The sequence below is a fragment of the Anaerolineales bacterium genome (genome assembly GCA_016928575.1).
GTDB lineage: Bacteria > Chloroflexota > Anaerolineae > Anaerolineales > RBG-16-64-43 > JAFGKK01.
The window spans coordinates 1-15,014 of sequence record JAFGKK010000096.1 but is presented as its reverse complement, the minus strand read 5'-3'; the positions used below and the strand labels follow the sequence as shown (position 1 = coordinate 15,014).

Sequence of the window (15,014 nt, the reverse complement as noted above, 5' to 3'; positions counted from 1 at the left end):
TTTCGTTGGTTTCGTCACCCGAAAGAATACACCAGACCTACCATTTTTGTATCTGAGTGTTTTTACAGAAAGAAGGTTACACTAACCGCCTTTGGGTGTTAAGATATTATTCTTCTACAAGAGTAAGGGATCGATCGATGAGCGAACTATATGAGAAGATCTACGCCGTCGTCCGCAGGATCCCGAGCGGCAAGGTGGCCACCTACGGGCAGGTCGCGCGCCTGGCCGGGATGGGCTCCCACGCGCGCCTGGTGGGTTACGCCCTGCACGCGTTGACGCCAGAAAAGAAGGTACCCTGGCACCGGGTGGTCGGCGCGAGCGGGAAGATCAGCCTGGGCGGGGAAGGATCCTCCGTCCAACGGCAGCTCCTGGAATCCGAAGGCGTGGACTTCGACGAAAAGGGGAAAATCCGGATGGCCGAGTTCGGCTGGTCGAGGCAAGGTTGAGCGGACGCCGGAGAAAAATATTCTCCGTTCTTACCACTCCGGTCATTTGTTGCGGCGGATCGGAGCCCAGACGCTGATCAACCGCACCGGCAATTCCGCCTCGATCTTCCCGGCGAAGGACAGCGCGGGGGTTTTTTCGGCGTAGCGCAGCGAACGCCAGCCGCGGATCGCGTTCGGCACGGTATCGTCCGGCGTTTCCGGGCCGTACATCCGCTCGCCAGCCCGGTACAAATCCCAAACCGCGGGCCGATTCGACCAAATCCTCAGCGAGATTCCCCCGGCGGGCGTGTTGAGGGCGATGCCTCCGCCGGAGCCGTCTTTCCATCCTGTCACCTTCTCGGAAAGCGCGCTCACCAGCGCAGGATCCTTCTCCGGCGCATTCCATTCCCACGGATAATCCGGGATCAGCCAATGCAGCCGGACCGAATGCGCTCCCTGCCCGAGCAGATCGTCGGTGACGATCCAAATATCTTCGTCGAGATACTCCACCAAACGCCGGTGGATTACCCCCCGGCGCCGGTATCCGTCGTGCGAACCGCACCAAACGCCCTCGCGGGTCATCCCCACCACCGCGTCGGCCAGGCTGGTCCACAGAAACCGCCCGGACCGGCGCATCTGGTCCTGCCCGTCGACCGTGGCCGTGTTGTGGACCCCGGCGTGGGAGAGGGAATTCCGCCACGGGGATTCGCCGCTGTACAGGTAGGTGCCGGCGTCGGCGGCGACGTTCTCCCCCCGCCACCACAGATCGAGATGCAGTTGGTCGGCGTGCGCCGGCCGGCTGCGAAACCGCACGCAACGGATCACCGCCTGCGATTCGACTCCCTCCAGCACGTAAAACCCCGCGCAGGGTGCGAAGAACGGCTTGGGTTCGAATTCGACGTCCCGCGGGCGTCTGCGCTTCGTCCCGCCGATCGAATCCGGTCCGAGTAACCAAAGCGCATCCTCGTCCCAGGGACCGTCGCGGAAGACCTTCTTGCGGTCCCTCCAGAGGGAAAGGGCCTGCAGGAGCGGCCGGTAGTCCTCGTACTCGCAGGTGTTGAGCGGGAGGAACAGCGCGCCGTCGTTGTGCCCGAAGTTCGGCGCCCGTCCGGTTTTGCGATGGGTCAACGTCCGCAGCAGGTCGAAAGAGCGCCGGACGCCCCGCCGCAGGAGCTCCGGGATCGGCCGGTCGTTCAACTCCCCCAGGCGCAGAACCCACAAGCCCAGCTGGACGGCGAACCGGTGATAATTGTGGGAATGCTGGATGTATCCGCCGTCGGGGAAAAACTGGCCGGCGGCTTCACCGATCAGCCGCAAGCCCAGATCCCGCCGCCGCGATGCGCCGGGCAGCGCGGGGAACATCAAACCGATGGTGAACAGCCCGGCCGCCTCGCAAAGCAGATGGTTGTTGTTCTGCGCCCGGGCATAGGCCGGCGTGGCTTCAATCCGCGCCGCATGCGCTTCGAGCGCGGCCATCATCATCTTCACCCGCTCCGGCGTGGTGGCCGGCGAGTCGGCGAACGCGTGCAGGGCGAATGTCCACGCCATCGCCCGCAGCGCCGCCTCCTGACCGGAGATCCATTGCGGCCCCGCGTTGGGAGGATTCGCCCCCACCCAGGATTCCACCAGACGCCAGAAGGTCTCCGGAGCCTGCTCCTCCCCGGTCAGGGCATAGCACCGCGCCAGCCGGAATGCGAAGGAAAACCGGGAAAGCTCCCACAATCCCTTGATGTCGCCGGCCGCTTCCTCGCGCACCTCCGTCCAATGGCATTCGGCGGATGCGGGCCTGCCGGTGAGGGGATTGCGGTTCCACTCCGGCGGAAAACCGCAGGCGTGCCGGCGGTCCTCCCACAGCCGGAAGGATCCTTTACGGATGTGCGCCAGCTCCTCCGCCAACGCGCCCGCGGAATCCGGGGAGATGCGGCGAAGGTACTCGCCGATCCCGTCCAAACCGCGGAAGAAGAACGGTGGACCGTTCTCCGGGGACCAATCCGCGGCCGCTTCGGACAGCCGATCGATCAGATCCTGCCACCCGACGAGCGGCGTCCGCTTTCGGGCAATTCCGGATGCCAGTTCAGCTCGGTACACCGCATACCAAAACGCGGAGCGGATCCCAATGATGCCCAGAACCTCGAAAGGGTTCATCGCCTCCTCGACCGTGCTCAGCCGGTCCGGCGCCGGACCGGATAACGAACAACCGCGCGGCTCGGCCGCGCGGCTTCCGCGAACGCCTGCCTTCTTCCGCGTCGGTGCGCCGCGCCATCGCCCCTCCCGTCAGACGGTCAAAACCGGCCGACGGCTAGAGGGCCTCGAAGCGGCCCTGAACGGTCTGCGCCAGTCGGACCGCTTCGTCGATTCCGATATCGTCTTCCCCGACGTAGGTGATCTGGACGATGGCTTCTTCGTACCTCCAGACGATCCCATAAGCGTACAGGCCGGACATTTCCATCTCCACGGCCGTGCTCGCATCCCCGATCCGCGGGATTTCCACCTCATCGCCCTCGGAATAATTCTCGGCGTAGTATTCGAAGACCGGCGCCGCCGATGCTGGATCCGCGTAGACGAGGATCACATTCATGTAAATCGATTCGGTGCCGGACAGAAAAAGTACGGCGTATCCGGTTTCCAGGTTTTCGAGGATCAGACCGGTGTCTTCCTCGCCGGATTCCAAAAGAATTTCGTGGAAGTCCGGAAGCACCGTCTCCACATACCGTCCGTCCGGGAGGTCCGACCGCCTCAGCGCCAAATCGCCCAAATCCTGCTCCGCCAGGGGCACACGGGTCGGAGTTGGGGTGCTGGTCGGCGTCGGGGTCGGCGTTACCGTGGGCGTGGGCGTCAGCGTCGGCGGAAAGATCGCCTCTCGGATCGTGACGCATCCGAACAGGGGGATCATCAGCCCCAACAGAATCCACAGCCGACGGCCTTGATGGATATGCGATGACGTGTTCATACGCCTTCCTTCAACCATGTGGGCAACATCGTCGCGCGAACCACGGGCAGTTCGAACGAAGGATCCGCCGGACGGCAAATTAAAACCGGATCGGACGCCGTTGTGGGAAAGAACTCCGCCCTGCTCTCGCACACACCCGCCCTGCCTCCGGATCCAGCAAAGGGCGGAACGCTTGCGGCGGGCGGGAATCCCCCCTCCCGATCAGACTGCCTCAACCCGGCCTTGGATGATCTGCGCCAAATGAACCAATCCATCGATGGAGACATCCGCCACCCCGACATAATCCAACTCGAAGACGGCCTCACGATAAAGCCAAAAGACCGAATAGGAGTAAACGCCGGAATCATAGTATTTCCCGGCGATGCTGAGTTCCCCAATGGCGGGGATATCCACCGCGCTCCCCGTCAGCACTCGAGCCGCAAAAAAACTGTAAACTGTGGAGGCTTGGGCACTGTCCGAGTACACCAGGATGGCGTTTAAGAAAAATTGATCCTGTCCGTGCATGTAGAGGACGGCGTAGTCTTTAACCAAGTCCTCCGTGATGACGTCTCCGGCGCCTCCGATCGACTCCGCCAGGGCTTCGCCGATGTCCGGGATTACGTTTTTCTCGAAGCCGGAAGGCAGATCCGATTCTTGCAAGGCGATCTCCGCCAAATTTAAATCCGCCAAGGATTGGGGAGTAGGGCTCGGCGTGTTGGTCGGAGTTGGCGTCGGCGTGGCGGTCGGCGTCGGCGTCGGTGTCGGCGGAAAGAGCATCTGGTTGATCGTCGTGCAGCTTAATAAGGGAAGCAGCAGCGCCGGCAGAATCCACCACCGTTTCGAGCAGTTCCGAGCGGATGATTTTTCCATGTATCCTCCTTTGAAATCCTCATCCAAATGACGGAAAACCTCGACCCGGAACGCGTCGCGCGAAGCGCTATCCCGCCTCTAGGCGGGTCTGGACCGACTGGGCGAGGCGGAGGAAGTCTTCCGGCTCGATCCCGTCTTCCCCGGCATATTGCAGATTCAGAATCGCCTCCTGGTATCTCCAGAGAATGAAATAGTAGACTACCCCGCGCGAGGATTGATCGAACATCGCGCTCTCCTCTCCGACTTGCTCGGCGTCGATCTCCTCCTCCTGTCCGGCGATCAGATCCCGGTATTCCACAAAGGCGGTCTGCGCGAAGCCCGGGTCGGGGTAGACCAGGATCATATTCGTGTAAATTTCCTCCTCGGAGGAAAATAACCGGGCGTATCCGGTCACAATTTCCTCGAGCACCGACTCCAACTCCGAGGTTGCCGCGCCGCCCAGCATCTCCGAGAACGTGTCTTCCAAATGCGGAAGGTCGATCTGCATGAAACCATCCGGCAGCTCCTCTTTTTGCAGAAGGATATCCGCAAAATCCCGCTGAGCGATCGGAACGCGGGTGGCGGTAGGCGTCGGCGTGGGGGTCGGCGTGGGGGTCGCCGTCGCGGTCGGCGTGGGGGTCGGCGGCCAGATCGCCTCTTTAACCGTCGAACAACTGAGCACGGGTGAAAGGAAAAACAGTAAAACCAATAACCTTCGGCAGGCACCCCTATCCAAGGACATGTTTCCTCCCCTTCGCGTATGGAATACCGGCAATCCGGCGGTTAATAGTGATGGGTCATTATCCTCCAGAACCGCCTTTTCCGCAAAACGAAAGCCCTCGGCGGGCCTTGGCGTGCGTGCTTCGACGGCCGGGAAAAACCGGGGATCACCCTCCGCTGACCTCGACGACGGTTTTTTGCCGGACGGCCTGGAGCAGGGCGAAGGTGGCGCGCGTGACTGCGAAAATCTCCGGCGCCGGTATGGGCGCCGGCCCGCCGTCATGAAGGCATCGGATAAAGGCCTCCCACACAGCGCGGTGGCCTTTGTCCTGAGCCATGGGGGAACGCCACCGGTGGCGGCTCCCGCCCCGCCAAATTTCGGCCGTCCGGAAATCGTCGATCACCGCCGCCCGCCCGCCGCAGAAAACTTCGATCCGCTCCTTGGGGAAGGCCCGATCTCCGGCGGAGGAATACACCAGCGTGCCGACGGCGCCGCCGGCGAATTCCAGCGTGGCGGCGAAATTGTCCTCCGTATCCACGCCGAAGGAGGACGCCCCGCCGGCGAACACGCGCACCGGCGCCGATCCGGCCAGGAAAGTCATGAGGTCCACGAAATGGCAGGCTTCGCCGAGGATCCGTCCGCCGCCCTGCACCGGATCCTGAGTCCAATGCCCGCGCGGCAAGGCGCCGGCATTCACCCGGACCGCGAGCACCGGAGGTTCACCGGCCTCGGCGATCATCCGCCGGACCGGTTCAACCAGCGGTGCAAAGCGCCGGTTGAATCCCACCATCAGCGTGAGCGGGGCGCGCTCGGCGGCGTCCTTCCACGCCCGTTCGACTTCCAGCAGTTCCTCCTCCCGCAAAGCCAGGGGCTTCTCGCAGAAGACGTGCTTGCCGGAGCCCAGCGCCCTGGACGCCAAGGCGGCGTGCAGGTGATGGCGGGTGAAAATGGCCACGGCGTTGATCGCCGGATCGTTCAGCACGTCGGCCGGATCGGCCGCGGCGCGGAGGAAGCCGAATTCCTTGGCGGCGAGCGCGGCCGTGAGTCCGCCGCCGGATACGATCGACACCTTTTCCACCCGCCGAATCCGCGCGACGGCCGGAAGCGCGACCTGCGTGGCAAAAAGCCCCGCGCCCAATACGCCCAGCCGCACCTGTTCCGCCGCGTCCGCCTGCGGCGCGGGGCTGGGCCGGACGGCGATGGATTTGGCCGGTGCGGCGTCCGGCGGATAGGTTAGCAGGACGCCGAGGAAGGATTCTTTTTTCTTGGTCTTTCCCGAGATCAAAGCGTACGCGCCGGCCGCGTCCTTCAGGGCGAACCGCCGGCCGGCCAGGGGTCCGATCCGGACCTTTCCCGCGGCCACGAGGTCCAAGAAAGCGGCCAGGTTGCGCTGTTCGGTCCAGCGGACGTAGCCGTAAGGGTAGTCCACCCCGGCTTCTTCATAGAGCAGGTCGTAGCGTCCCGGTCCGTAGGAACGCGAGACGCGGAAATCGAGTTCCTTTTCGTAATAAGGTTTTCGCGGGAGGGTCATTCCCGTCGCGCCGACGGCGATCACCCGCCCTCGGTCGCGGGCGATGGCTCCGGCCAAGGCCAGAGGATCGGACGAGGAAGCGTCCGCGCAGACGATCACCGCATCGAATCCCCGGCTGGCGGTGAAAGTCCGCGCGGCGTCCTCGGCGCCTTCGCGGACGGCCGCCCCGGCGCCCAGACGCCTCGCCAGCTTCACCCTGGCCGGATCCAAATCCACCCCCCACACCCGGCATCCGGCCGCGGCGGCGATCTGCGCAACGAGCAATCCCAGCACGCCCAATCCGACGACGGCGACGGATTCGCCGAGTGCGGCTTCGCTCAGCCGGAATCCGTGCAGGGCGATCGCGCCGAGCGTGGCGAACGCGGCTTCCTCCAAGTCCACGCCTGCGGGAACCGGCGCCATCAGGTTGACCGGAACCGAGGCAAACTCGGCATGCACCGCATGCCCTCCGCCCGCGCAGGCTACGCGGTCGCCGGGATGGAATTCCCCGACCCCTTCCCCCACCTCCACCACCGTGCCGGCCGATGAATATCCGAGCGGCATCGGCTGGGAGAGGCGCCGGAAGGCCGCCCGCATCGCGGTCAGGAATCCTTCGCGTCGCGCCTTTTGAAGCACTTGGCGGACCAGATCCGGCCGCGAGCGGGCTTTTCCGATCAGGGAGCGCGAGGCGAATTCGACGACCATCCGCTCCGTGCCGACCGACACCACGCTGGCCGCAGTCCGCACCAGCGCCCCGCCGGGCGACGGTTTCGGACAAGGGACCTCGACGATCTCCGTCCGCCCCGTGCGTATGTTTTGGACAACCTGTTTCATGGACACCTCTCCCGCGGATCGGACGAAGCGTCAGGTGACCATCGCCCTGTAAAACTCCTCCACCCGGCCCATCACCCCGTGCCACTCCGCCCGCTTGGCGATAATTTCCCGATTGCGCTCCGCCGCCCGCATTCGAAGCGCAGCATCCTTTGCCACGCGGACAAGCGCCCCGGCCACCGTCTGCGGATCCCCCGGCGGAACCAGCGATCCGTTGCGCCCGTCGTCGATCCACTCGCGCAGGGATTCTACATCGCCGCAGACCGGATAACATCCGCAAGCCATCGCCTCCAGCAGGACGTTGGGAAGCCCATCGTGCGTCGTCAGGGAAAGCATGACCGGCGCGAGTCGGTAGAGCGGCGGCATTTCCTCCATCGAAAGCGGCGGCAGCAAAGTGATGTATTCCCTGATCCCCAGCCTGCGCACCCAATCCGCCGCTTCGTTTTTTTCGGCCATCTTCAAAGCCAGAAAATGGACGTTAGGGAGTTTTTCCTTAACCAGGGGTATTGCCCTGAAGAATGTATCGGTTCTCGCGACACCCCGAATTCCTCGGGGATTTAGGATAAAAAAAGCGGTTTTCGGAAGCGACCATTTCTTGATAAGCTCGTTTTCAGCATCTCCAGAACAAAATTCATCGATCCGAATTCCACCGTTTCCCGGCTCTACCATTGTCATGGTGTCTATGCGCAATCCCCAGGAAAACGCGAGCCGAATGTCCCGCCGGCAATCCGCGTGCAAGGCGTCGGCCTTGCGCATCGCGGCTTTCGTCAACTCCGCCATCATCGGCGAGGATTTTGCGTGGTAGGTGAAATCGTCGCCCCATACCGAGATCAACAGCGGCAGAGACCTGCAAAATCCATGGTAGAGTTTCGCCTGCGCGGCGACCATTCCTTCCTGGGGAATGCGCATTGCATGGAGCAGGTCCGGACGGATCTCCGCCATCCACCGATTTAATTGGCTCGCCCTGGCTCCCAGCCGGAACGGCATCCACCAGTGGCGGACGAGCGTCGCCGCCGGATGCAGGAACCGCCGGCCGCGCGAAACCTTAACGCCGGACGGCAGTTCCGGAAAGACCGGCAGAACCCGGAAGGAGGCCAATCCCGCCAGCGGCGGCGCCGCCGGCCGCGAGGAAATCCAATGGACCTCGTGGCCCTGCTCCACCAGCCAGCGGATCCAATTGATCGCGATCGGACTCCGTCCGTCCGCTAAAAACGCCAGTTTCATATCCGCCGCTCCTTTGGCCGGCATGCGAACCGCAGCGCTTCGAGGAAGCCTTCCACCATTTTCTCCATCGTCGCCGCCCCGCGGATCCGCCGCCGGGAGGCCTCCCCCATTTCCGCCAGCCGGACGGGATCGCGGAGGGCCTCGTGAATCATCCTCCACAGCGCGTCTTCATCGCCCGGCGGGAGCAGCCATCCATTCCCGCCTTCGCGGATCAAATCCTTTTGGCTCCCGTCGGCCTCGGCCGCTGCGACGGCCTTTCCGTAGAGCATGGCCTCCTGCAAGGCCAGGCCGCCCGTCCCCGGAAGGACGAATAAATCCGCCGCAAGGAAACATTTGCCGAGCGCTTCCCCGCGCAAGTCGCCGGTGAACCGCGCGGCGGGAAAGGTCCGCGCCGCAGTCCGCTCCAAACGCGCCCGGTCCTCTCCGTCGCCCACGATCAACAATTGGCAGCCGCCGCCTTCGCGGGCGCAGGCCCGCAGAAGCGAATCCACCCGCTTCCTCGGCTGCAGCCTGCCGACGAACAGAATCACCGGCCGATCGTCCAATTGCAGTTCGGACCTGGCCGCCGCGCGGGAATCGGACCGCCCCAACAGCTCCTCCGCGGTTTTGGATTCGACCGCGTTGGGCGCGGTGAAAATTTTTCCGCCGTCGATTCCCAAATCCCGGAAAGCCTGCGCCCCGCCGCCGCTGTAGACGACGATCGCGGAAAACCCTCCGTAAAAGGCGCGCATCCAGGCCGGAGGGATTCCCGCCGCCCGCGCCGGGCCGAGACTCCAGCCGATCACCGGCCGCTTCCGCGTGCGCATCCGGCGCAGGATGCAATAATTTGAAAGATAGCGCGGGTTGGCCTCGAGCACGACGGCCTGCGGATCCTCCGCGGCGAGCCAATCCCGCCAGCCGGACTGCCAGAGCATGGAAAACCTGCCCGCCCCGAGCGGACGGTTCCCGGCCCGGACCCAAACCGCCGACCTCAGCTCCTGCGCCTGCGGAATTCCCTCGCGCGGCCCGGGGAATCCGGCGAAGACGGACAGCCTTCCCGGCAGAGCCCGCGCCAGCGAATCGAAAAACGCGGCCCGGTAGACGGGCAGCACGCGCTGTTGGATTCCCACCCTCTCCGGCAGTCGGACCGTCATCGGTTATCCGGCCAGCGCCTCCAAATACGCCAGGGCGATCCGGCGGATGTCGAATTTCCGCTCGGCCTGTGAGCGCGCCCGGCGCGAGTATTCGCCCCACGCCTCCAGCACGCGCCGCCCGGCGGCGGCCAGCGCCTCCAAATTGCGCGGGACCTCCAGTTTCCACGGGTCTCCTTCGTAGACGGCCGTTTCGCCCCCCGTCCCCACCAGCTCGCCCACGCTGCCGGTCTCGAAGCCGATCACCGGCAGGCCGGCCGCGAGGGCTTCGATGACGGCGTTCGGACAGGAGGGATTGAGATCCATCGTGAGGAACAAGGCCGCCCGCTTCTGCCGCACCATCACCTCCGCCCGCGGCCGCATTCCGGGAGTTTCGGGCCGCGGATCGAAGACGGCCCATTCGCGCCTCCAGGCCGGTGCGATGCGCGTGAAGATGCTCAGCCGGCTGAGCATCCCGCTGTGGATCATCGACCGCTGGACCTCGCGCAGTATTTCCCGCGCCGGTTTGTGGAAATCCAGGTTGGCTTCCGCCACCAGCAGGGTCCCGTCGTGGCTTTCCCGCCGCGGGGGATACTCCTCCAGCGGAATTCCATTGTGGATCACGCGCGCCGGCGCCAGCGCCGGACCGAAGCGTCCTTCCCACAGGCAACGCGCGAACTCGCTTTGGTAGACGATCCGCCCGGCGTAGCGCGACCGGATCAGGCGCAATTGGAGGTTGAGCAGTTCGGCGCGCAGGCGGTGCAGCGGCGGGCGCGGAAGAATTCGATGCAGCCAATTGATTCCGTTCAACCGCTGGACGATCGGGATTCCGTCGCGGGCGCACCGCGCCAAAGCCAGCAGGTCCTTCGTCCCGGCGAACACCAGCACCGCATCCAGGGGGCGCTCGCGCGGGTCGAACGTCGTTTCCACCCCCCGGCGCCGGAACTCCTCCCGCAGGCGGCCTTGAAACGACGCCGGCCCGCCTCCCCCGACCCGCGGGGTCAGGCAGACGCGCATCGGGCTAACCGGACGGACCGGTCTTCTTCGGCCGGACCACAAACAGCGAAACCACGAAGGCGGCCGCGGTGATCGCGCCGATCACGAGGATCGACGGCACCGCCGGGAAATCCAGATTGGCGTAATCCCGGAGGATGTACCAAACCGTCAGAGCGGCCGTCGCGGTGGCGAAGGGGATCACGATTCTCAGAAACCAAGGATCGCGCGATTCGCGCTGGGCCGTCCAAGCCCAGGCGGAAAGCAGGGCCATCGGCGCGAGGGCAAACAAACGGTAGCGCGGATTGTCCCATTCGTCGCCGAACGCCCGGTAGGACCCGACCAGCGCGACGAACCAAAACAGCGCCGCCAGGATGAATTCCGGATTCCGCTTCAGGATCCCGCGGACGGCTTTCAGTGTTCCGTAGAGCAGGACCGGCAGGATCAGGTACCAGCCCAAGCTGCGGTAGAGGTTCAGCAACTGCCAGAAAAAACCGCCCTGCGCCGCCGGATTGCGGTAGCCGATCGCGGCCGGAAGGGCCGGCCGGACCAATCCGTAAATCCCCGCCAGAGCGAACGCCGGCCCCTTCTCCATTCCGGCGAGGACGGTCTGGAAGAAATCGCCGCCGCCGGCGTCGACCATCTTCTCGAATTCACTCCAAGCCATTCCGTACAGGTATCGATATTGTCCAAAGAGATAATCCCAATCGCTCGAAATGATGTCCGCTGCGGCCAGCACACGGAGCACGATCAAAACCGCGATCACCACTCCGGCGCCGATCCAGAGGATCCGCCCGATCCGCCTGCGCGGATCCGAAAGCCATATGGCAAACACCGCCCCGCATATGACTCCAAGGACGGCGAACTGCTGGGAGACGACGAAGCCCAGCACCGCCGAAAGGACCAGGAGCACGGCCGCGGCTTTCCGCTCCGGCAGGCCCCCTGCCTCCGAAACCGGCCCCCGGCTCCGGATCAGCCCGGCGATCGCCAACAGCGCCGTGCTGAAAATCAGGGTGATGTATCCCATCTGCTGATGCGATGCGCCGATCATCACGGCTTCGGGGAAAACCGCCGCCGCCAGTGCGGCGGCCCCTGCCACCCGGGGCGAGAACAAACCCGAAGCCAGCCGGTACACGGCGATTACGGTCAGCGAAGTGACGGCGCAGGCGACCAATCCGAGCAGAAGAGTCCGCTCCAGATCGGGGCTCAGCATGCGGAACAGCGCAACGCCGAGGACGGTGATGCCCCCGGTATTGTCTCCCGGACCGCGCCCCCAGGCTTCCAAGACGGACCCGCCGGAAGCGGCCGCATGCCAGGCGGTATCGGTGGCGTTGATGGCGTCCAATTGGACCAACCCTTTGAGGTTCCGGTTGGATTCATAACCCCACATCAGCATCAAAATCGGCGCGACGATAAGGAACGCCAGCCGAGCGGCGAACGCGCCCCAGGTGCACCGGCGGGCGAACTCCCCCCCGCCGCCGGGGAGCCAATAGCGGGTGGCGACCTCGATCAATCCGAAGGCCAGCAGCATGGGGATGAGAAACACCAGGAAGTTCGGCCAGAAAACCTCCGCGTACCACCATGGATCGCCCCCCGAGGCCGCCCCCTGCGAAGCGGCCAACGCCAACGTACAGGCCAGCGCGGCGCCGGCGAGTATCAGGATCTTCGGATTGAGCTTCATGCGGTTTCCTCCAAGATGTCGGCGATCCGCCGGGCAGCGCGGCCGTCGCCGTACGGTTGAACGGCTTTCGCCATGCGGTCATACTCCGTTCGGTCGTCGAGCAGTCTCGACGTCTCCTCTACGATCCGCGCGGTGTCCGATCCCACCAGGCGGACCGTTCCGGCGCGGATTCCCTCCGGCCGCTCGGTGACTTCGCGGAACACCAGGACCGGTTTCCCCAATCCCGGCGCCTCCTCCTGCAATCCGCCGGAATCGGTCAACACCAGTTCGCAGCGCTTGAGCAGGTGGATCAGCGGCAGGTAGTCCAGCGGAGGCAGCAGGGATACGTCCTCGTTCCGGCCGAGCATCCTCCGGACGGGACCGGCGACGTTCGGATTCATATGCACCGGATAAATCCAATGCACCGCCCCGGCGTACCGCTGGGACAGTTCCCGCAGCGCTTCGCAAATCCGCTCCAGCGCCGCGCCGAAATTTTCCCGGCGGTGGGCGGTGACCAAGACCCAGCGCTTTTGCGCCGGAAGGCCGGCCAGCTGACTCCGGGCGATATCGAAAGGCTTGTCGGCGACGAAATGCAGGGCGTCGATGACGGGATTTCCGGTGACATAGATCGACTCCTCCGGCACTCCCTCCCGCAGAAGGTTCTGTTTGGCTTGTTCGGTCGGGGCGAAGTGCGCGTCCGCCACAACCCCCACCACCCGCCGGTTGATTTCCTCGGGGAACGGCTGGTATTTCCGGCCGCTGCGCAAACCCGCTTCCACGTGCCCCAGGCGGATGTGGTGGTAGAAGGCGATCAAGCCCGCCGCGAGCACGGTTGTGGTGTCGCCCTGGACGAGGATCCATTCCGGCGATTCCTGGCGGACAACCGGATCCAGGCCGGCGAACACCGCGGCGGTGATTTGCGCCAGGGTTTGGTTTTCCCGCATCAGGTTGAGGTCGTGGTCGGGGCGGATGTCGAACAGGCGCAGGACTTGGTCCAGCATCTCGCGGTGCTGGGCGGTGGCGCAGACCCGCGGCTGGAATTCTTCCCCGCGCCGGGCCAGCTCGCGGATGACCGGCGCCATCTTAATCGCCTCCGGCCGCGTGCCGACGATGCACAAGACCTTGCGGCGGGTCATGGAACCTTGGGCTGGCGGTGTCCGTCGCCGAGGGCGCGGAAATCGAAGCCGGCCGTTTCCCACCGCGTCCGGTCCCAGGCGTGCTGGCAGTCGACCGCCAGCCGCCGCTTAATCCGTCCCCGCAGTTCTTCCGGCGCGAGGTGCCGCAGCTCCCGGTGGGCCACCAGCAGGAGCAGGGCGTCCGCCTGGTCCGCGGCCTCCGCAGCGCTGCGCGCACGTTCGCCGGATAGCGGGACGGAAGGCGCCAGAGGATCGTAAACCGAAACCCGCCCTCCGCGGCGGTCGAGCAGGCGGACAACCTCAAGCGACGGGCTTTCCCGGACGTCGTCAACGTCCGGTTTGTAGGTCAAGCCCAATACGGCGACCTTGCATCCGGAGAGTCCTCCGACGGCCTGCTCAAGGTAGTCGACGACGAAGGCCGGCTGAGAATCGTTCACTTCGCGCGCCGTTCGGATGAGCGGGGTTTGTTCCGGCGCCGCTTCGACCAAAAACCACGGATCGACGCTGATGCAATGGCCGCCCACGCCGGGACCGGGCTGGAGGATATTCACCCGCGGGTGGCGGTTGGCCGCGGCGATGGCTTCCCACACGTCCACGCCGGAACGCTCGGCCAACCGCAGAAACTCGTTGGCCAGCGCGATGTTCACGTCGCGGAAGGTGTTTTCCATGAGCTTGACGGTTTCGGCGGTGGCCGCGTCGGTCAGGATGATTTCGCCGCGGACGAACAGCGCATAGAGATCGCGCCCCGCCTCGGCCGAACCCCGGTCGATCCCGCCGATCACGCGCGCGTTTTCGATCAGTTCGCGCAGGATCTGCCCCGGCAGAACCCGCTCCGGCGAATAAGCCAACAGAAAATCCCGCCCGGCGGCCAAGCCGGTCTTTTCGAGAATCGGCCGGACGACGTCCTGGGTGGTGCGCGGCGGCGAAGTGGATTCGAGGACTACCAAATTCCCCCTGCGCAGATGCGGCCGGATCGATTCGGCGGCGGAGGCGACGCAGGAGAGATCGGCCGTTTTGTCCTCATGGATCGGCGTCGGCACGGCGATGATGAAGGCGTCGGCCTCGGAGGGTTGCGGTTGGATGACAAGGTTGCCGGATTGGAAAGCCGCCTGGACGATGGTCCGCAGACCCGGCTCCTGAATGTGCAAACCGCCGTTTTGCAGGGTTTCGACGACCGCCGGATTGACGTCCACTCCGACGACTTTTACGCCGCAGGTGGCGAAGGTTCCGGCGGTGGGCAACCCGATATATCCCAATCCCAAAACGCAGATCTTCGAGAACTTCACATACACTCCGGTTGACGCGGATATTCCAGCCTGGCAGGGCCGCAAAGGATTCTAGCACACGACCAATCCCGGAAGAAATGCCCCTCGCCTCGTCCCTCGGCCTTGGCCGCTTCCCGCGCCTCGCTTCTGCCGCCTGCGATTCCGCCAGAAAAAGCCGCTTGGACAGGACCTGACCGGCGTTGGCGAGCCGGAGGAAAAGAAAAATGCCGCCCGGCCGCGGCATTTCCCTTTAAAAACATGCGCTTGAAAAAACAGGCGCGCCCGGCGTGACTCGAACACGCGACCCCTTGCTCCGCAAGCAAGTGCTCTATCCAAACTGAGCTACGAGCGCATCGTTGTCG

At 64.7% G+C, this 15,014-nt stretch carries 12 protein-coding genes and 1 tRNA gene; 1 reads left to right on the top strand and 12 read right to left on the bottom strand.

Annotated features, from left to right (window positions below; translation table 11 throughout):
* Positions 1-137 precede the first annotated feature (137 nt).
* Positions 138-446: an MGMT family protein gene (locus tag JW929_12360; GenBank protein ID MBN1440192.1), complete on the top strand. Its 309-nt coding sequence runs from the start codon at positions 138-140 to the stop codon at positions 444-446.
* Between the two features lie 42 nt (positions 447-488).
* On the opposite strand, the gene JW929_12355 is transcribed toward JW929_12360, so the two are convergent.
* The 12 genes from JW929_12355 to JW929_12300 all read right to left on the bottom strand — a co-directional run bounded on the left by JW929_12355 (position 489) and on the right by JW929_12300 (position 15,004).
* Positions 489-2,570, bottom strand: coding sequence for an alginate lyase family protein (locus JW929_12355; GenBank protein MBN1440191.1), 2,082 nt, complete (start codon positions 2,568-2,570; stop codon positions 489-491).
* A gap of 154 nt (positions 2,571-2,724) precedes the next feature.
* Positions 2,725-3,375, bottom strand: coding sequence for a hypothetical protein (locus JW929_12350; GenBank protein ID MBN1440190.1), 651 nt, complete (start codon positions 3,373-3,375; stop codon positions 2,725-2,727).
* A gap of 201 nt (positions 3,376-3,576) precedes the next feature.
* Entirely contained in the window at positions 3,577-4,224 is a 648-nt protein-coding gene (locus JW929_12345; GenBank protein MBN1440189.1) for a hypothetical protein, read from the bottom strand.
* Between the two features lie 67 nt (positions 4,225-4,291).
* Entirely contained in the window at positions 4,292-4,945 is a 654-nt protein-coding gene (locus JW929_12340; protein ID MBN1440188.1) for a hypothetical protein, read from the bottom strand.
* A 145-nt stretch (positions 4,946-5,090) separates the two neighbouring features.
* A complete protein-coding gene (locus tag JW929_12335; GenBank protein ID MBN1440187.1) occupies positions 5,091-7,268 on the bottom strand; it encodes a bi-domain-containing oxidoreductase in 2,178 nt (725 codons plus the stop codon).
* Positions 7,269-7,298: 30 nt separating this feature from the next.
* Positions 7,299-8,489, bottom strand: coding sequence for a glycosyltransferase family 4 protein (locus JW929_12330; GenBank protein ID MBN1440186.1), 1,191 nt, complete (start codon positions 8,487-8,489; stop codon positions 7,299-7,301).
* The gene (locus JW929_12325; protein ID MBN1440185.1) at positions 8,486-9,622 is read right to left on the bottom strand and encodes a glycosyltransferase; all 1,137 of its coding nucleotides are present in this window, start codon (positions 9,620-9,622) and stop codon (positions 8,486-8,488) included. Before JW929_12325 ends, JW929_12330 begins: the two co-directional genes overlap by 4 nt.
* Positions 9,623-9,625: 3 nt before the next feature.
* Positions 9,626-10,615, bottom strand: coding sequence for a glycosyltransferase family 4 protein (locus tag JW929_12320; GenBank protein MBN1440184.1), 990 nt, complete (start codon positions 10,613-10,615; stop codon positions 9,626-9,628).
* Between the two features lie 4 nt (positions 10,616-10,619).
* Complete coding sequence (locus JW929_12315; protein ID MBN1440183.1) at positions 10,620-12,272, bottom strand: hypothetical protein; 1,653 nt, start codon at positions 12,270-12,272, stop codon at positions 10,620-10,622.
* On the bottom strand, positions 12,269-13,387 hold the full coding sequence (wecB, locus tag JW929_12310) for a UDP-N-acetylglucosamine 2-epimerase (non-hydrolyzing) (protein MBN1440182.1): 1,119 nt from the start codon (positions 13,385-13,387) through the stop codon (positions 12,269-12,271). Before wecB ends, JW929_12315 begins: the two co-directional genes overlap by 4 nt.
* Positions 13,384-14,679, bottom strand: a complete 1,296-nt coding sequence (locus tag JW929_12305; protein MBN1440181.1) for a nucleotide sugar dehydrogenase — start codon at positions 14,677-14,679, stop codon at positions 13,384-13,386. The genes wecB and JW929_12305 overlap by 4 nt, the downstream gene beginning before the upstream one ends.
* Positions 14,680-14,929: 250 nt before the next feature.
* Positions 14,930-15,004: transfer RNA gene (locus tag JW929_12300), tRNA-Arg, on the bottom strand.
* Positions 15,005-15,014 lie beyond the last annotated feature (10 nt).